The 18,213-nt window shown below is 61.7% G+C and carries 17 protein-coding genes; 10 read left to right on the forward strand and 7 right to left on the reverse strand.

Translation table 11 applies throughout. The features are described from left to right. Positions 1 to 6: 6 nt before the first annotated feature. The gene (locus tag AC07OJ_RS07005; RefSeq protein WP_495094292.1) at positions 7 to 585 is read left to right on the forward strand and encodes an RNA polymerase sigma factor; all 579 of its coding nucleotides are present in this window, start codon (positions 7 to 9) and stop codon (positions 583 to 585) included. Further along, the gene (locus AC07OJ_RS07010; RefSeq protein WP_495094293.1) at positions 582 to 1,559 is read left to right on the forward strand and encodes a FecR family protein; all 978 of its coding nucleotides are present in this window, start codon (positions 582 to 584) and stop codon (positions 1,557 to 1,559) included. The genes AC07OJ_RS07005 and AC07OJ_RS07010 overlap by 4 nt, the downstream gene beginning before the upstream one ends. On the opposite strand, the gene AC07OJ_RS07015 is transcribed toward AC07OJ_RS07010, so the two are convergent. Beyond that, positions 1,560 to 1,913 (reverse strand): glutaredoxin family protein, encoded by a 354-nt coding sequence (locus AC07OJ_RS07015; RefSeq protein ID WP_213552962.1) that lies wholly within the window; start codon positions 1,911 to 1,913, stop codon positions 1,560 to 1,562. It abuts the gene before it with no gap. Beyond that, entirely contained in the window at positions 1,913 to 2,917 is a 1,005-nt protein-coding gene (gene yejK / locus AC07OJ_RS07020; protein WP_010212893.1) for a nucleoid-associated protein YejK, read from the reverse strand. Before yejK ends, AC07OJ_RS07015 begins: the two co-directional genes overlap by 1 nt. A gap of 397 nt (positions 2,918 to 3,314) precedes the next feature. On the opposite strand from yejK, the gene AC07OJ_RS07025 reads away from it, so the two are divergent. Next, complete coding sequence (locus AC07OJ_RS07025) at positions 3,315 to 3,596, forward strand: HU family DNA-binding protein (protein ID WP_003188840.1); 282 nt, start codon at positions 3,315 to 3,317, stop codon at positions 3,594 to 3,596. A gap of 73 nt (positions 3,597 to 3,669) precedes the next feature. On the opposite strand, the gene rlmF is transcribed toward AC07OJ_RS07025, so the two are convergent. From rlmF to AC07OJ_RS07050, 5 genes are all read right to left on the reverse strand, one after another. Further along, positions 3,670 to 4,686 carry a 23S rRNA (adenine(1618)-N(6))-methyltransferase RlmF gene (gene rlmF / locus AC07OJ_RS07030; RefSeq protein ID WP_065906937.1) on the reverse strand — a complete coding sequence of 339 codons (1,017 nt, stop codon included), beginning with the start codon at positions 4,684 to 4,686 and terminating at the stop codon, positions 3,670 to 3,672. A gap of 218 nt (positions 4,687 to 4,904) precedes the next feature. Further along, positions 4,905 to 7,751: a valine--tRNA ligase gene (locus AC07OJ_RS07035; RefSeq protein ID WP_120447697.1), complete on the reverse strand. Its 2,847-nt coding sequence runs from the start codon at positions 7,749 to 7,751 to the stop codon at positions 4,905 to 4,907. Between the two features lie 130 nt (positions 7,752 to 7,881). Beyond that, entirely contained in the window at positions 7,882 to 8,280 is a 399-nt protein-coding gene (locus AC07OJ_RS07040) for a DNA polymerase III subunit chi (RefSeq protein ID WP_495005046.1), read from the reverse strand. Positions 8,281 to 8,287: 7 nt separating this feature from the next. After that, entirely contained in the window at positions 8,288 to 8,716 is a 429-nt protein-coding gene (locus tag AC07OJ_RS07045; RefSeq protein WP_106805068.1) for a DNA polymerase III subunit chi, read from the reverse strand. Positions 8,717 to 8,840: 124 nt separating this feature from the next. Then, entirely contained in the window at positions 8,841 to 10,331 is a 1,491-nt protein-coding gene (locus AC07OJ_RS07050; protein WP_495094294.1) for a leucyl aminopeptidase, read from the reverse strand. A gap of 283 nt (positions 10,332 to 10,614) precedes the next feature. On the opposite strand from AC07OJ_RS07050, the gene lptF reads away from it, so the two are divergent. The 7 genes from lptF (at position 10,615) to recO (ending at position 18,205) form a co-directional block, all read left to right on the forward strand. Continuing rightward, entirely contained in the window at positions 10,615 to 11,733 is a 1,119-nt protein-coding gene (lptF, locus tag AC07OJ_RS07055; protein WP_016978267.1) for an LPS export ABC transporter permease LptF, read from the forward strand. Then, positions 11,726 to 12,805, forward strand: coding sequence for an LPS export ABC transporter permease LptG (gene lptG / locus AC07OJ_RS07060; protein ID WP_065906929.1), 1,080 nt, complete (start codon positions 11,726 to 11,728; stop codon positions 12,803 to 12,805). Before lptF ends, lptG begins: the two co-directional genes overlap by 8 nt. Positions 12,806 to 12,956: 151 nt before the next feature. Beyond that, on the forward strand, positions 12,957 to 14,756 hold the full coding sequence (gene lepA, locus AC07OJ_RS07065) for a translation elongation factor 4 (protein WP_028618986.1): 1,800 nt from the start codon (positions 12,957 to 12,959) through the stop codon (positions 14,754 to 14,756). 5 nt (positions 14,757 to 14,761) lie between these two features. Then, positions 14,762 to 15,616 carry a signal peptidase I gene (gene lepB / locus AC07OJ_RS07070; RefSeq protein ID WP_065906928.1) on the forward strand — a complete coding sequence of 285 codons (855 nt, stop codon included), beginning with the start codon at positions 14,762 to 14,764 and terminating at the stop codon, positions 15,614 to 15,616. 150 nt (positions 15,617 to 15,766) lie between these two features. Next, positions 15,767 to 16,456, forward strand: coding sequence for a ribonuclease III (gene rnc, locus AC07OJ_RS07075; protein WP_016978270.1), 690 nt, complete (start codon positions 15,767 to 15,769; stop codon positions 16,454 to 16,456). Then, entirely contained in the window at positions 16,449 to 17,351 is a 903-nt protein-coding gene (gene era / locus AC07OJ_RS07080; protein WP_016978271.1) for a GTPase Era, read from the forward strand. Before rnc ends, era begins: the two co-directional genes overlap by 8 nt. A gap of 164 nt (positions 17,352 to 17,515) precedes the next feature. After that, complete coding sequence (gene recO / locus AC07OJ_RS07085; protein WP_106805066.1) at positions 17,516 to 18,205, forward strand: DNA repair protein RecO; 690 nt, start codon at positions 17,516 to 17,518, stop codon at positions 18,203 to 18,205. Positions 18,206 to 18,213: the final 8 nt, after the last annotated feature.

The following is an 18,213-nucleotide window of genomic DNA, read 5'->3' on the forward strand; positions in this document are numbered from 1 at the left end:
CCAGCCATGATGATCAGCACGCCGCCCGAATCCCAGGACAGCCAGCACGCTGAAGCGGCGGGCGGGCGTGCGCATTTTCTGCAAGTGTTCCTGTCCCAGCGTTCGCAGATGGAAGCCCTGGTCAGCCGCCGCGTCGGCTGCCGTGCGACGGCGGCCGACCTGGTGCAGGACTTGTTCCTGCGTTTCTGGCGCCGGCCGCTGGTGCAGGTCGAAGAACTCAGCACCTACTTGTTGCGCTGCGCCGGCAACATCGCCATCGACCACTTGCGCAGCGAAGGCGCGCGGCTGCGCAGCAGCGAGGGCTGGTTGCCCGAACAGCAGGATAACCAGGGCTGCGAACCGCAGGCTGCACTGGAAGCGGGCAATGACCTGCGCCATGTCGAGGCCGCGCTGCGCAGTTTGCCGGAGCGCACCCGACAGATCTTCCTGCTCAACCGCATCCATGGCCGCAAATACGCACAGATCGCCAAGGCGATGGGCCTGTCCCAAAGTGCCGTGGAAAAACATATGATGCGTGCCCTCGAAGCCTGCAAGGCCAGCCTTCGCGAACCCTCACCCCCACGCACGCCAGGGAAAGCACCGTGAACGCCAGCCCCACGCCCGACCAGGAACAGGCCGCTCTCGCCTGGCTGAGCCTGCTGCATGATCAGCCCAGCAGCGGCGACCAGGCCACGTTCAGCCGCTGGCTGCGCGCCGACCCCGCGCACGTCGAGGCCTATTCCCAGGCCCAGGTCCTGTGGGAACTGAGCGAAGTGCCAGCGCGCAAGCTGGCGGACGAAGACGCCCTGGCGCTGCAGGGCTACCTGAATGCGATGAACACTCCGACGCGTTCGCGAGTGCTGCGCTGGTCCGGCGCCATGGCCATGGCCGCGTGCTTGCTGGTGATGGTGTCGTTGGGCGCTGGCTGGCAGCCTTCGCGCTGGGTCGATGACTTCGGCGCCGACTACGTGACCGCGCCAGGCGAGGTGAAGACCGTCACCCTGGCTGATCAATCCCAGGTAACCCTGGATGCCGACAGCGCCATCGCTGTGGATTTCAGCCACGGCGAGCGGCATATCCAGCTACGTCGAGGCGCAGGATTTTTCCGCGTGACCCACACCGGCGAGTCGTTTGTCGTGGGGGCGGGCAGTGGCGAGGCGCGGGTGTTGGGCACGCAGTTTGAAGTGCGCCTGCAACCGGCGGGGGCCCAGGTAACGGTGTTGTCGGGGCGGGTTGGGGTGACGCCGTCGAAGCAGGGCCAGCAGCAAATACTGACGGCAGGCCAGCAAGTGGCCTACGCCGATGGCATCGCAGAGCCCCTGCATGCGGTCGACAGCGAGTCACGCCTGGCGTGGCGCGACGGCTGGCTCAACTATTACAAGGCGCCGCTGGCGGACGTGCTCAAGGATCTGGGCCGCTACTACCCAGGCCGCATCCTGTTGCTCAACGAAGAGATGGGCGCCAAGCGCGTCAGCGGCAGTTTCCCGAGCAAGGACCCGCAAGCCGTTTTGAATGCCTTGCAGGCGGTGCTGGGGTTTGAACAGCACCAGCTGCTGGGCCGGATGATCGTGGTGCGCTGATTACTGAGTCAGCGCCGCCATGATTTTCTCGGGGCTGTACTCGCGGATCAGCGTGCCGTTCACCGCCACAAACGGAATTCCGCCGCCGCCCAGCGCCTCATACGCCTTGCGGGCCTGGGCGTCCTTGTCGATATCAAACGCCTGGTAGGGAATGGCTTTCTGGTCGAGGAAGCGGCGAATCTGCTTGCAGTAGCCGCACCACTCCGTGGTGTATAGCACCACCTGCGCCGACTCACGCAGGTGTTCGGGTGCCACCTGCGAAGGGTTGAACACCCGCTCGATCTTGCCCCAGTTCTGGATCACCACGACCACCAGCAACACCAGCAGGACTTTCTTGAAAACCCCGCCGAGCATCAGTTACGGCGCTTGAGCTGATCGGTCAGTTGCGTTGGCAGGCCCTTGATGATCAAGGTGCCAGCGGCTTCGTCGTACTCGATCTTGTCGCCCAGCAGGTGCGCTTCAAAGCTGATGGACAGGCCCTCGGCGCGTCCGGTGAAACGGCGGAACTGGTTGAGAGTGCGCTTATCCGCCGGGATTTCCGGCGACAGGCCGTAGTCCTTGTTGCGGATGTGGTCGTAGAACGCCTTTGGCCGATCTTCATCGATCAAACCCGATAATTCTTCAAGGCCCATCGGCTCGCCGAGCTTGGCCTGGCTGCTGGCGTAATCGACCAGGGTCTTGGTTTTCTCGCGGGCGGACTCGTCCGGCAAGTCTTCGCTTTCGACGAAGTCGCTGAAGGCCTTGAGCAGGGTGCGCGTCTCGCCCGGGCCGTCGACACCTTCCTGGCAGCCGATGAAGTCGCGGAAGTACTCCGAGACCTTCTTGCCGTTCTTGCCTTTGATAAACGAGATGTACTGCTTGGACTGCTTGTTGTTCTGCCACTCGGAGACGTTGATGCGCGCCGCCAGGTGCAACTGGCCCAGGTCGAGGTGGCGCGAGGGGGTCACGTCCAGCTCGTCGGTCACCGCCACGCCTTCACTGTGGTGCAACAGGGCGATGGCCAGGTAATCGGTCATGCCTTGCTGGTAGTGGGCAAACAGCACGTGGCCGCCGGTGGACAGGTTGGACTCCTCCATCAGCTTTTGCAGGTGCTCGACAGCGGTGCGGCTGAAGGTGGTGAAATCCTGGCCACCGTCGAAATATTCCTTCAACCAGCCGCTGAACGGGTGCGCGCCGGACTCGGCATGGAAGAAACCCCAGGCCTTGCCTTGTTTGGCGTTGTAGCTCTCGTTGAGGTCGGCAAGCATGTTCTCGATGGCGGCCGACTCGGCGAGTTCGGAGTCGCGGGCGTGGAGAACTGCGGGTGTGCCGTCGGGTTTTTTGTCGATCAGGTGGACGATGCAATGACGGATCGGCATAGGCTTCTCGGCTGGTTGAGCGGGGAGCGGTTGGCCTCCCCGAAAAGTCGCCCAGTGTACCGCACCCATTGGCCAAGACACCTGTCGAAGGGCATTTTGCGGGCTCTCCGACGGGGCATATGCCTTTTTTTCACGGTTTAGAGCGATAAAGCTGACCAAATGGGTAGGTAGAAGCGGATATTTCCCCGTCTCTGTGCTAGTTTTGCCCCGTCTTACGCCAAGTCTCGGCGATAAGCGTGCATTCAGCATCTGTCAGGTCGAACCAATCCCCGTTTCAAGCATCTATAACCCCGATCTCCGTGGTTATAGCCGGGGGTGCCAGGCCATGACGGCCAGGCTCGACGGCTGACACTGCACTCTGCAATCCATATGAATTTGATAGGGAAGGAACACCACAATGGCTATTACTAAAGACCAACTGATCGCTGACCTGGCTGAAGCAGTAGACGCACCGAAAACTACCGTGCGCGCTCTGCTGGACCAACTGAGCCAAGTTGTTGCTGACCAGCTGGAAAACGGCGGCGAAATCACTCTGCCAGGCGTTGGCAAACTGAAAGTGACCGAGCGTCCTGCCCGTACTGGCCGTAACCCTTCGACTGGCGCTGCCATCGAAATCGCTGCCAAGAAAGTTATCAAGCTGGTTGTGGCCAAAGGCCTGACCGACGCTGTTAACAAGTAAGACGCAGCAAAAAAAACCGTGCTCCGGAGCGATCCGGGCACGGTTTTTTGTTGCCTGCGATTTGTTGCCGGTCCTAGCGAACCCAGCGCTGGCGCCAGATCTGCTGTTCGTTCTTGGTCTGGAAGGTCCAGGCCACGAAGCGGCTTTGCTTCTGCCCCTGGGACATTTCCACCACCTGGCTTTCCAGCACGCCGGCTTTTTTCAGGGCTGTCTCGATCGCGGGCAAGTTCGACGCTTTTGACACCAGTGTGCTGAACCACAACACCTTGTGGGCAAAATGCGCACTCTCGGCAATCAGCTGCGTCACAAACCGCGCCTCGCCGCCTTCACACCACAACTCCGCCGATTGGCCGCCGAAGTTCAGTACCGGCAACTTGCGCTTGGGGTCCGCCTTGCCCAGGGCGCGCCACTTGCGCTCGCTGCCCTTGGTGGCTTCGTCCATGGATGCGTGGAACGGCGGGTTGCACATGGTCAGGTCAAAGCGCTCACCCGGCTCCAGCAGGTTCAGCAGGATCTGCTTGGGGTTGGTTTGCTGGCGCAGCTGGATGACCTTGCTCAGGTCGTTGGACTGCACGATGGCCTTGGCGGCGGCCACGGCGGTAGGGTCGACCTCCGAACCGAGGAAGTTCCAGCGGTACTCCATGTAGCCAATCAGCGGGTAGACGCAGTTGGCGCCCATGCCGATGTCCAGCACCTTGACGATCGAACCGCGCGGGATCTTGCCGTCATTGCCGCTGGCCAGCAGGTCGGCGAGGAAGTGCACGTAGTCGGCACGCCCCGGCACCGGTGGGCACAGGTAATCGGCCGGGATGTCCCAGTGCTGGATGCCATAGAAGCTTTTCAGCAGCGCGCGGTTGAACACTCGCACCGCGTCTGGGCTGGCGAAGTCGATACTTTCCTTGCCGTACGGGTTGATGATCACGAATTGCGCCAGTTCCGGCGTGGTCTTGATCAGCGCCGGGAAGTCGTAACGGCCTGTGTGGCGGTTGCGCGGGTGCAGGGTGGCCTCTTTGCGCGGTACCACGGGCTTGGCCGGGGTGGCGGTTTTAGGCTTCTTGCGCGGAGGTTTTGGCGTGCTGGGGGCGGTCATGTTGATTCTGGTGTTGGCTCAAAGTGGTGGGCATTGTCACACATCCTGAGGCCAACTCGTTCAAATCTGGGCGCTGGCTTGCCTGCGATGCTGGCGACTCGGTCTATCCGCCACACCCAGGTGATGCTATCGCCGGCAGGCCAGCGCCTACATTTGTTGGGTTTTCAAGGCAAAAAAAAGGGACCCGAAGGTCCCTTTTTTTCACACGGTTCGCACCCTTACAGGCTGGAAATCCGCGCATGTTGCTCCGCCAGCTTGCCCAGGGCCTGCTCAGCCTCGGCCAGCTTGGCGCGTTCCTTCTCGATCACTTCGGCCGGCGCCTTGTCGACGAATGCCGCGTTGGACAGCTTGCCGCCCACCCGCTGCACTTCGCCTTGCAGGCGCAGGATTTCCTTGTCGAGACGTGCGAGTTCCGCACCTTTGTCGATCAGGCCGGCCATCGGCACCAGCACTTCCATGTCGCCCACCAGCGCGGTGGCGGACAGTGGTGCTTCGGCTCCGTCGGCCAACACAGTGATCGACTCCAGTTTCGCCAGCTTCTTGAGCAGAGCGTCGTTCTCGGTGAGACGACGCTGGTCTTCGGCGCTGGCGTTCTTGACGAACACGGCCAGTGGCTTGCCCGGCCCGATGTTCATTTCGGCGCGGATGTTGCGCGTGCCGAGCATCAGGGTCTTGAGCCACTCGATGTCGCTTTCGGCGGCTTCATCGATGCGTGCTTCATTGGCCACCGGCCAAGGCTGCAGCATGATGGTCTTGCCGTCGATACCGGCCAGCGGCGCGATGCGCTGCCAGATTTCTTCGGTGATGAACGGCATGAACGGGTGCGCCAGGCGCAGCGCCACTTCCAATACGCGTACCAGGGTGCGACGGGTGCCACGCTGGCGTTCGACCGGCGCGTTTTCGTCCCACAGCACTGGCTTGGACAGTTCCAGGTACCAGTCGCAATACTGGTTCCAGATGAACTCGTACAAGGCTTGTGCGGCCAGGTCGAAACGGAACTGGTCAAGTTGGCGGGTCACTTCGGCTTCAGTGCGCTGCAGCTGCGAGATGATCCAGCGGTCAGCCAGGCTCAGCTCATAGGCTTCGCCGTTCTGGCCACAGTCTTCGCCCTTGTCCAGCACGTAGCGCGCGGCGTTCCAGATCTTGTTGCAGAAGTTGCGATAGCCTTCGACGCGGCCCATGTCGAACTTGATGTCGCGACCGGTGGACGCCAGCGAGCAGAAGGTGAAGCGCAGGGCATCGGTGCCGTAGCTGGCGATGCCGTCGGCGAATTCGTCGCGGGTCTGCTTCTCGATCTTCTTCGCCAGTTTCGGCTGCATCAGGCCCGAGGTGCGTTTCTGCACCAGGGTTTCCAGGTCGATGCCGTCGATGATGTCCAGCGGGTCCAGGACGTTGCCCTTGGACTTGGACATCTTCTGGCCCTGGCCATCACGCACCAGGCCGTGCACGTACACGGTCTTGAACGGTACCTGCGGCGTGCCGTCCTCGTTCTTCACCAGGTGCATGGTGAGCATGATCATCCGGGCAACCCAGAAGAAAATGATGTCGAAGCCGGTGACCAGCACGTCGGTGGAGTGGAATTTCTTCAGGAATTCGGTCTGCTGCGGCCAGCCCAGGGTCGAGAAGGTCCACAGGCCCGAGCTGAACCAGGTGTCCAGGACGTCGTTGTCCTGTTGCAGCGCAACGTCAGCCCCCAGGTTGTGCTTGGCACGCACTTCGGCTTCGTCGCGGCCGACATAGACCTTGCCCGACTCGTCGTACCAGGCCGGGATGCGGTGGCCCCACCACAGCTGACGGCTGATGCACCAATCCTGGATGTCGCGCATCCACGAGAAGTACATGTTTTCGTACTGCTTGGGCACGAACTGGATACGGCCGTCTTCCACGGCAGCAATGGCCGGCTCAGCCAACGGCTTGGTCGACACGTACCACTGGTCGGTCAGCCACGGCTCGATCACGGTACCGGAGCGGTCGCCTTTCGGGACTTTCAGGCCGTGGTCGTCAACGCTGACCAGCAGGCCGGCGGCATCAAAGGCCGCAACGATCTGCTTGCGTGCTTCAAAGCGGTCGAGGCCGGCGTATTCGGCCGGGATCTTGCCGTCGATGCTGTCGTTCAGCGTGCCGTCGAGGTTGAACACCTGGCAGGCCGGCAGGACAGCGGCGTTCTTGTCGAAGATGTTCAGCAGCGGCAGGTTGTGACGCTTGCCGACTTCGTAGTCGTTGAAATCGTGGGCCGGGGTGATTTTCACGCAGCCGGTGCCGAATTCCGGGTCGCAGTAATCATCCGCGATGATCGGGATGCGGCGGCCGACCAGCGGCAGCTCGACGAACTTGCCGATCAGTGCCTGGTAGCGCTCATCGTTTGGGTTAACGGCCACGGCGGCGTCGCCGAGCATGGTTTCCGGACGGGTGGTGGCGACGATCAGGTAGTCGTTGCCTTCAGCGGTCTTGGCGCCGTCGGCCAGCGGGTACTTGAGGTTCCACAGGAAGCCTTTCTCGTCGTGGTTTTCCACTTCGAGGTCGGAAATCGCCGTGTGCAACTTGGTGTCCCAGTTGACCAGGCGCTTGCCGCGGTAGATCAGGCCGTCTTCATGCAGGCGCACGAAGGCTTCTTTCACGGCTTCCGACAGGCCGTCGTCCATGGTGAAGCGCTCACGGCTCCAGTCGACGGACGAACCCAGGCGACGGATCTGACGGCTGATGTTGCCGCCGGACTGGTCTTTCCATTCCCAGATCTTCTCGAGGAATTTCTCGCGACCGAGGTCGTGACGGTTCTGGCCGGTGGCTTCGAGTTGGCGTTCCACCAGCATCTGGGTGGCGATACCGGCGTGGTCGGTGCCGGGCTGCCACAGGGTGTTGCGGCCCTGCATGCGGCGGAAACGGATCAACGCATCCATGATCGCATTGTTGAAGCCATGGCCCATGTGCAGGCTGCCAGTGACGTTCGGTGGCGGAATCATGATGGTGTAGGAATCGCCCGCGCCTTGCGGAGCGAAATAATTCTCGGACTCCCAGGTCTGGTACCAGGAAGTTTCAATAGCGTGCGGTTGGTAGGTCTTATCCATGCGCGGCGGGACCCTAGTTGGCATTAATTCAGGAAAGCCGACAAGTATAGCGGGGGGGAGCAGCTGCAAGCTACAAGCGACAAGCTGCAAGTTGATCGCGGTGCTCTGACTTGCAGCTGGAGGCTTGAAGCTAGTTGCTTGTGGCCGCGGCGATCAGCCGCTCCATGCGCGCATCCAGCCGGCGCTTGATCTCGGTCTCGATATGCGGGGCAAAGTCGTCGATCACGTCTTGCATGATCAATTGCGCGGCGGCGCGCAGTTCGTTGTCCAGGTGCAGCAACAAGGCGTCCGGGGACTTCTCGGCGACAGGCTCTGCAACGGGGGCGGCTGGCGCGACAGGCGCCGCAACCGGCTCAGCTGCGGCAGGTTTGCCACCGACCATGTCGAACAACAGCGGAATCTGTACCTCGCCATTGACCGATTCGGTCAGCAGCGGCGGTTGCAAGTCATCATCACCCAGCAACTGACGGATCGACTCGAGGTCGTCCAGCAGGTGGTCGTCTTTTTTTATAGGGTTTGGAGTGTCCATCATGTGCTCAAAGTCGTTGTAGCCGGTGATCTTGCAAAGGATAGCCCTGTTCGCGGTAGAAGCGGAAACTCTCCCGCGCGGCCTGACGAATAGCCGGATCTTCGACCACCACTTCCGCCACGCGGGCGAATGCCTTGGCAAAGGGCGGCACTTTCAGGTCCAGGTTGACCAGCAGGTCATGGTGATCGCCACAGCTGTCGCCCAGGCCCAGGACGATCAGGCCTTCGGGTTCTGATTCGGCGGGGCCGTGCGGCACGAAGCTTTCACCCTTGAAGCGCCAGAGGCGGGCGTCGAGTTCATCGCGTTGGGTCGCGTCGCTGCAATGCAGGTAGATGCGGTGGCCCATGCGCCAGGCTTTTTCGGTGAGTTTGCAGGCAAAGTCCAGGCGCGCGGAGGGATCGGCGCTGGGCAATATATAGAAGTCGACTTGGGTCATTACAGTTCCTGGGCATGCGCATACCCCTTGCAGGAGCCGGCTTGCCGGCGATGAGGCCCTTGAGTCTGGTGACGATTTCAAGGCAGCCATCGCCGGCAAGCCGGCTCCTGCGCAGGGGTTGCGTTTAGGCCTTGGCGCGATCCAGCAGGTACTGGGTCAGCAGGGGCACCGGACGGCCGGTGGCGCCCTTGTCCTTGCCGCCGCTGGTCCAGGCGGTGCCGGCGATGTCCAGGTGCGCCCAGTTGAAGTTCTTGGCGAAGCGCGACAGGAAGCAGGCCGCGGTGATGGTGCCGGCTTTCGGGCCGCCGATGTTGGCGATGTCGGCGAACGGGCTGTCCAGTTGCTCCTGGTACTCATCGAACAGCGGCAATTGCCAGGCACGGTCGTCGGCAGCCTTGCCGGCGCTGAGCAGTTGCTCGATCAGCTCGTCGTTGTTGCCCAGCAGGCCCGAAGTGTGGGCGCCCAGGGCAACCACGCAGGCGCCGGTCAGGGTCGCGATGTCGATCACGGCCTGTGGCTTGAAGCGCTCGGCGTAGGTCAGTGCGTCGCACAGCACCAGGCGGCCTTCGGCGTCGGTGTTGAGGATTTCGACGGTCTGGCCGCTCAGGGTGGTGACGATGTCGCCCGGACGGGTCGCGCCGCCGCTCGGCATGTTCTCGGCGCAGGCCAGGATGCACACCAGGTTGATCGGCAGCTTCAGCTCGAGCACGGCGCGCAGGGTGCCGAAGACGCTGGCGGCGCCGCCCATGTCGTACTTCATCTCGTCCATGCCCAGGCCCGGCTTGAGGCTGATGCCGCCGGTGTCGAAGGTAATGCCTTTACCCACCAGGGCGTAAGGCTTCTCGGACTTCTTGCCGCCGTTGTATTGCATCACGATCAGGCGTGGCGGCTGGTCGCTGCCCTGGCCCACGGCATAGAACGAGCCCATGCCCAGTTCCTTGATCTTGTTCTCGTCCAGCACTTCGACCTTGAGGCCCTTGAACTCTTTGCCCAGCGCCTTGGCCTGTTCGCCCAGGTAGGTCGGGTGGCAGATGTTCGGCGGCAGGTTGCCCAGGTCGCGGGTGAACGACATGCCGTTGGCGATGGCCTGGGCATGGGTCACGGCGCGCTCGACTTCAGCCTGGGCAGCCTTGATGGTCAGCAGGGTGATTTTCTTCAGGGCGCGCGGTTCGGCTTTCTGGCTCTTGAACTGGTCGAAAATGTAACCGCCGTCTACCAGGGTCTCGGCCAGCAGGCGGGTCTTGCCGTAGCTGTCACGGCCCTTGACGACGATTTCGTCGAGTGCCAGTGCCGCGTCGCTGCCGCCCAGGCCCTTGAGGGTGCTGAGGATGCTGCTGATGATCTTGCGGAATGGACGGTCGCCGAGCTCGGTGTCCTTGCCCACGCCCACCAGCAATACGCGGTCGGCCTTGAGGTTGGGCAGGCTTTGCAGCAGCAGGCTCTGGCCGACTTTGCCGGCCAGGTCGCCGCGCTTGAGCACGGCGCTGATCGCACCGCCGCTGAGTTCGTCGAGTTGCTTGGCGGCGACGCCGAGCTTGCGGCCTTCGCCGATGGCGACCACGAGGGTGGCGGTTTTCAACGTTTCGGGGCTAACGCTTTTTACAACCAATTCCATTTTCGGGTCCCTTATAAAGGTCTGAGAGCCGTACGTCTGTACGCCGGCTTTAAGGCTGGGCAGCGGTGTAAGCCGCCCGCGACAAAGGCCGCAGTTTGAACCTCGCCGGCGGAGCCTGACAACCCTTGCCACGTGCTTTGTGCATGTGCATGAGGTTGCGCAGTGACAGGCGCGGTCAATCACAGGATAATGCGCCATCTTTTTAGCCGGCCCGCTGTAAACGGGCTGACTCGGTATGCTGCTTGTTTGGCCGCCTTAGCCTGACAACCCTGGAGTGTCTGGTTTGATCGTCTTCCGTTATCTGTCCCGCGAAGTCCTGTTGACCCTGAGTGCCGTGAGTGCGGTGTTGCTGGTCATCATCATGAGTGGTCGTTTCGTCAAATACCTGGCCCAGGCTGCCTCCGGCGCCCTGGACCCAGGCTCGCTGTTCCTGATCATGGGCTTTCGCCTGCCGGGGTTCCTGCAGCTGATCCTGCCCTTGGGCCTGTTCCTCGGGATCCTGCTGGCCTACGGCCGCCTGTACCTTGAAAGCGAAATGACCGTGCTCTCCGCCACCGGCATGAGCCAGCAGCGCCTGTTGGGCATGACCATGATCCCGGCCGCCGGGGTCGCGCTGATCGTGGCCTGGTTGAGCCTGAGCCTGGCCCCGCAAGGCGCCATGCAGTTCCAGCTGGTGCTGAACAAGCAGGACGCGATGACCGAGTTCGACACCCTCGAACCTGGCCGTTTCCAGGCCCTGAACGACGGTTCACGGGTGACCTACACCGAAACCCTGACCGACGACCGCGCCAACCTGGGCGGTGTCTTCATCTCTGAGAAGCGCTTGGGCCAGGACAAGAAAGACCGCGGCATTTCCGTGCTGGTAGCCGATTCCGGCCGCCAGGAAGTCCGTCCGGACGGCAGCCGCTACCTGATCCTGGAGAATGGCTATCGCTACGATGGCAGCCCGGGCATGGCGGATTATCGCGCGATCAAGTACGACACCTATGGCGTGATGCTGGCTCGTCCGGACATCAGCGACGAAGTCACTGACCGCGACGCCATCCCCACCACCGACCTGTTCGGCAGCAAGGAGCTGCGCTCGATCGCCGAGCTGCAATGGCGGATTTCCCTGCCGCTGCTGGTGTTCATCGTGACCTTGATGGCCGTGCCGCTGTCGCGCGTCAACCCGCGCCAGGGCCGTTTCCTCAAGCTGTTGCCGGCGATCCTGCTGTACATGGCTTACCTGACCATCCTGATTTCCGCCCGTGGCTCCCTGGAGAAAGGCAAGCTGTCGCCGACCCTTGGCCTGTGGTGGGTGCACGGTATCTTCCTGGTGATCGGCCTGGGGCTGCTGTATTGGGAACCTATACGCTTGAAAATGATGAGCCGTCGTGGCCAGAAGGAGTTGGCTCGTGGCTAAGCTCGATCGCTACATTGGTAGCAGCGTACTGATCGCCATCCTGGCGGTATTGGGCATCATCCTGGGCCTGGCCTCGTTGTTCGCCTTCATCGATGAAGTCGGCAACGTCAGCGACACCTATACCGTGTGGGACGTGCTGAGCTATGTCGCCCTCACCGCACCGCGTCGCCTCTACGACATGATGCCGATGGCCGCGCTGATCGGCTGCCTGATCGGCCTGGGCAGCCTGGCCAGCAACAGCGAACTGACCATCATGCGGGCCGCTGGGGTGTCCATCGGCCGTATCGTCTGGGCGGTGATGAAGCCCATGCTGCTGCTGATGCTGTGCAGTGTGCTGATCGGCGAATACGTCGCGCCACCGGCTGAAACCACGGCCCAGGCCAACCGCGCCCTGGCCCAGGGCTCGGGCGATGCGCAAAGCTCCAAGCATGGCCTGTGGCACCGCCAGGGTGATGAGTTCATCCACATCAACGCCGTGCAGCCGGGCGGCCTGTTGATCGGGGTCACGCGCTACACGTTCGACAAGGAACGTCACTTGCTGGCGTCCAGCTTCGCCAAACGTGCGCAGTACGGCGATGAAAAGTGGCAACTGAGCGACGTCACCACGACTTATTTCCGCAATATCGGCCAAGGCACCAAGGCCAGCACCGAAGTGATCAATGTGCCAAGCGAGGAGTGGGATATCGCCCTCAAGCCGCAATTGCTCAACACCGTGGTGATGGTCCCCGAAAGCCTGCCGATCTCCGGCCTGTGGGGCTACATCCACTATCTCAAGGACCAGGGCCTGAACAACGGCCGCTACTGGCTGGCGTTTTGGGTCAAGGTGTTGCAGCCGGTGGTCACCGCCGCGCTGGTACTGATGGCGATTTCGTTCATCTTCGGCCCGCTGCGTTCGGTCACCCTCGGCCAGCGCGTGTTTACCGGCGTGCTGGTCGGCTTCACCTTCCGGATTGCCCAGGACCTGCTGGGCCCGTCGAGCCTGGTGTTCGGGTTCTCGCCCCTGTTTGCGGTGCTGGTGCCGACCGGTATCTGCGCGTTGGCTGGGTTCTGGCTGTTGCGCCGCGCCGGTTGATGCCGCGCTTATGAACAAAAAATGCCCCGCTCGCGAGATCGGGGCATTTTTGTTCTGGTCAGCAAAGATGACGCCTGGCCTGAGCATCAGGTACAATTCCCGGCTATTTTTCAGCGGGCAATCTGCCTGCAGCCTTTTTGAGTGTTGATCCGTGAGTGATTTGAGTCATATCCGCAATTTCTCCATCATCGCCCACATTGACCATGGCAAGTCGACGCTGGCCGATCGATTCATCCAGATGTGCGGCGGCCTTGCCGAGCGTGAAATGGAAGCCCAGGTCCTGGACTCCATGGACCTCGAACGCGAGCGCGGGATCACCATCAAGGCCCACAGCGTTACTCTGTATTACAAGGCCAAAGACGGCATCACCTACCAGCTGAACTTCATTGACACCCCGGGCCACGTCGACTTCACCTATGAAGTCAGCCGTTCCCTGGCGGCCTGTGAAGGTGCCTTGCTGGTGGTCGACGCCGGCCAGGGCGTTGAAGCGCAGTCGGTTGCCAACTGCTACACCGCTATCGAGCAGGGCCTGGAAGTCATGCCCGTGCTGAACAAGATCGATCTGCCGCAGGCCGAGCCCGAGCGCGTCAAGGAAGAGATCGAGAAGATCATCGGCATCGACGCCACCGACGCCGTCACCTGCAGCGCCAAGACCGGCCTGGGTGTCGACGAAGTGCTCGAGCGCCTGGTGCAGACCATTCCCGCGCCGACCGGCAACTACGAAGATCCGCTGCAAGCGCTGATCATCGACTCCTGGTTCGACAACTACCTGGGCGTTGTGTCCCTGGTCCGCGTGCGCCATGGCCGCGTGAAGAAGGGCGACAAGATCCTGGTCAAGTCCACCGGCAAGATCCACCTGGTGGACAGCGTGGGTGTGTTCAACCCCAAGCACACTGCGACCGTTGATCTGAAAGCCGGTGAAGTGGGCTTCATCATCGCCGGTATCAAGGACATCCACGGCGCGCCGGTAGGTGACACGCTGACGCTCAGCTCGACGCCGGACGTCGATGTGCTGCCGGGCTTCAAGCGCATTCAGCCACAGGTCTATGCCGGCCTGTTCCCGGTCAGCTCCGATGACTTCGAGGATTTCCGCGAAGCCCTGCAGAAGCTGACCCTCAACGACTCGTCGTTGCAGTACACCCCGGAAAGCTCCGACGCCCTGGGCTTCGGCTTCCGCTGCGGGTTCCTGGGCATGCTGCACATGGAAATCATCCAGGAGCGCCTCGAGCGCGAATACGACCTGGACCTGATCACCACCGCACCGACGGTTATTTTTGAGCTGTTGCTGAAAACCGGTGAAACGATTTACGTCGACAACCCGTCCAAGCTCCCGGATCTGTCGGCAATCGAAGACATGCGCGAGCCTATCGTGCGGGCCAATATCCTGGTTCCGCAGGAGCACCTGGGCAACGTCATCACCCTGTGTATCGAAAAGCGTGGCGTACAACGCGACATGCTGTTCCTCGGTACCCAGGTGCAAGTGACCTACGACATGCCGATGAACGAAGTGGTCCTGGACTTCTTCGACCGCCTCAAATCCACCAGTCGCGGCTACGCTTCGCTGGACTACCATTTCGATCGTTACCAATCGGCTAATCTGGTGAAACTGGATGTGTTGATCAACGGCGACAAGGTAGATGCCCTTGCACTGATCGTGCACAAGGACAACGCGCACTACAAAGGTCGCCAGTTGACCGAGAAGATGAAAGAACTGATTCCGCGCCAGATGTTCGACGTCGCGATCCAGGCCGCCATCGGCGGGCAGATCATTGCGCGGACCTCCGTCAAGGCTCTCAGAAAGAACGTACTGGCCAAATGCTACGGCGGTGACGTAAGCCGTAAGCGCAAGCTGCTTGAGAAGCAAAAGGCCGGTAAAAAACGCATGAAGCAAGTGGGTAACGTGGAAGTTCCACAAGAAGCCTTCCTTGCGGTGCTCAGGTTGGATAGTTAGGTCCTATGTCGCTAAATTTCCCGCTGTTGCTGGTCATCGCCGTTGCCGTTTGCGGTCTCTTGGCGTTGCTCGATCTGGTGTTCTTCGCCCCGCGTCGGCGGGCGGCTATCGCGTCCTATCAGGGCAGCGTCAGCCAGCCCGATGGCGTGGTTATCGAGAAGCTGAACAAAGAGCCTTTGCTGGTTGAATACGGCAAGTCGTTCTTCCCGGTGTTGTTCATCGTGCTGGTGCTGCGTTCGTTCCTGGTGGAACCGTTTCAGATCCCTTCGGGGTCGATGAAACCCACCCTGGATGTCGGCGACTTCATCCTGGTGAACAAGTTTTCCTACGGGATCCGCCTGCCGGTGATCGACAAGAAGGTCATCGAGATCGGTGATCCGCAGCGCGGCGACGTGATGGTGTTCCGCTATCCGAGCGATCCGAACGTCAACTACATCAAGCGTGTAGTGGGCCTGCCGGGCGACGTGATTCGCTACACCAGCGACAAGCGCCTGCTCATCAACGGCGAATCGGTGGCCGAGAAGTTGATCGGTTCCGAACCGAACAGCCTGGGCAGCGCTGAGCTGTACGAAGAAAAACTCGGTGCGGTAGAGCACGAAATCCGCAAGGAAATGAGCCGCTACCGTGCCCAGCCTGATGGTGAGTGGAAAGTGCCGGCCGGGCACTATTTCATGATGGGCGACAACCGTGACAACTCCAATGACAGCCGCTACTGGGATGATCCCACCATACCCAAGGACCTGCTGGGCATGGTTCCCGACCAGAATATCGTCGGCAAGGCCTTCGCGGTCTGGATGAGCTGGCCGGAACCCAAGCTCAGCCACCTGCCGAACTTCTCGCGGGTCGGGCTGATCAAGTAATACAGGCGGCGCTGTGAACACAGCGCCGAATGCTTTTCTGGGGTTGGGACAAATCGGTCCCGCCTCATGCAGCACCAACCAGGATTTGAATTTGAACACTGCGTCAATCGTCGATGGCCGCCGGTGCCACCAAACAGATATGGGTAAACCGTGAGCGTTTCTTTAAGCCGTCTCGAGCGTCAGCTCGGCTACACCTTCAAGGACCAGGAATTGATGGTCCTTGCCCTTACACACCGCAGCTTTGCCGGGCGTAATAACGAACGCCTGGAATTCCTCGGTGATGCCATCCTCAATTTCGTCGCCGGTGAAGCCCTGTTCGAGCGCTTCCCACAAGCCCGTGAAGGCCAGCTGTCGCGCCTGCGTGCGCGCCTGGTGAAGGGCGAGACCCTGGCGGTGCTGGCCCGTGGCTTCGGCCTGGGCGAGTACCTGCGCCTGGGGTCCGGCGAGTTGAAGAGTGGCGGTTTCCGGCGTGAATCGATCCTCGCCGATGCCCTCGAAGCGCTGATCGGCGCGATCTACCTCGATGCCGGCATGGAAGCGGCCAAGGAGCGCGTCACCGCGTGGCTGACCTCCGAGATCGAAAGCCTCACGCTCGTCGACACCAACAAAGATCCCAAGACCCGCCTGCAGGAATTCCTCCAGTCGCGCGGGTGCGAACTGCCACGCTACGAAGTGGTGGATATCCAGGGTGAACCGCATTGCCGCGTGTTCTTCGTGGAATGTGAAATCACCTTATTGAATGAAAAAAGCCGAGGTCAGGGTGTGAGCCGTCGTATTGCCGAACAGGTAGCGGCCGCTGCAGCACTGATTGCCCTGGGCGTGGAGAATGGCCATGACTGATTCAACCGCAACACGCTGTGGCTATGTTGCCATCGTCGGCCGCCCCAACGTGGGCAAGTCCACGCTGCTGAACCACATCCTCGGCCAGAAGCTCGCGATCACCTCGCGCAAGCCGCAGACCACCCGCCACAACATGCTGGGCATCAAGACCGAAGGCAACGTGCAAGCGGTCTACGTCGACACCCCGGGCATGCACAAAGGCGGCGAGAAAGCCCTCAACCGCTACATGAACAAGACCGCTTCGGCGGCGTTGAAAGACGTCGACGTGGTGATCTTCGTGGTCGACCGCACCAAGTGGACCGACGAAGACCAGATGGTCCTCGAGCGTGTGCAGTATGTCACCGGCCCGTTGATCGTGGCGCTGAACAAGACCGACCGCATCGAAGACAAAGCCGAGCTGATGCCGCACCTGAGCTGGCTGCAGGAACAACTGCCGAACGCGCAGATCATCCCGATCTCGGCCCAGCACGGGCATAATCTCGATGCCCTGGAACGCGTGATCGCCGAGCACCTGCCGGAGAACGAGCACTTCTTCCCGGAAGACCAGATCACCGACCGCAGCAGCCGTTTCCTCGCCGCCGAACTGGTGCGCGAGAAAATCATGCGCCAGATGGGCGCCGAGCTGCCGTACCAGATCACCGTCGAGATCGAAGAGTTCAAGCAGCAGGGCAAGACCCTGCATATCCATGCGCTGATCCTCGTCGAGCGTGACGGCCAGAAGAAAATCATCATTGGCGACAAGGGCGAGCGCATCAAACGCATCGGCACTGAAGCGCGCAAGGACATGGAATTGCTGTTCGATTCCAAGATCATGCTCAACCTGTGGGTGAAGGTGAAGGGTGGCTGGTCCGATGACGAGCGCGCACTGCGTTCGCTGGGCTACGGCGACCTGTAAACGGCCTTCGGTAACGCCGCAAGTCAAAATGTGCGAGCGGGCTTGCTCGCGAATACGGTCTATCAGCGATGAATGTATCGACTGACACTCCGCCTTCGCGAGCAAGCCCGCTCCCACATTGGATAGTCGCAGTTTTCAAGACCGTGCTTGTCAGCGAGAACCCAATGTCCCAATCCCCACCTCCCAGCCAACTCGCCTACGTCCTGCACAGCCGCGCCTACCGCGAGACCAGCGCGCTGGTGGATTTCCTCACGCCCCAAGGTCGCCTGCGCGCAGTGTTGCGCAGCGCGCGGGGCAAGGCGGGTACATTGGCGCGGCCCTTCGTGGCGCTGGACGTGGAGTTTCGCGGCAAGGGCGAGCTGAAGAACGTCGGCCGCATGGAAAGCGTCGGCACCAGCGCCTGGCTCAATGGCGAGGCGCTCTTCAGCGGCCTCTACCTGAATGAACTGCTGATCCGCCTGCTGCCCGCTGAAGACCCGCACCCCGCGGTCTTCGATCACTACGCTGCCACCTTGCTGGCCCTCGCCGAAGGACGCCCGCTGGAGCCGTTGTTGCGCGCCTTCGAGTGGCGCCTGCTGGATGACCTCGGCTACGGCTTCGAACTGGCCAACGACCTGCACGGCGAGCCCATCGCCGCCGACGGCATGTACCGCCTCCAGGTCGATGCTGGCCTGGAGCGCGTGTACCTGCTGCAGCCGGGGCTGTTCCAGGGCACTGAGCTGCTGGCCATGAGCGAAGCCGACTGGACCGCCCCCGGCGCCTTGTCCGCCGCCAAGCGCCTGATGCGCCAGGCACTGGCCGTGCACTTGGGCGGACGGCCGCTGGTCAGTCGCGAGTTGTTTCGAAAGCCCTGACATCCCCG

The sequence above is a fragment of the Pseudomonas sp. GW821-FHT09C08 genome, assembly GCF_059418125.1.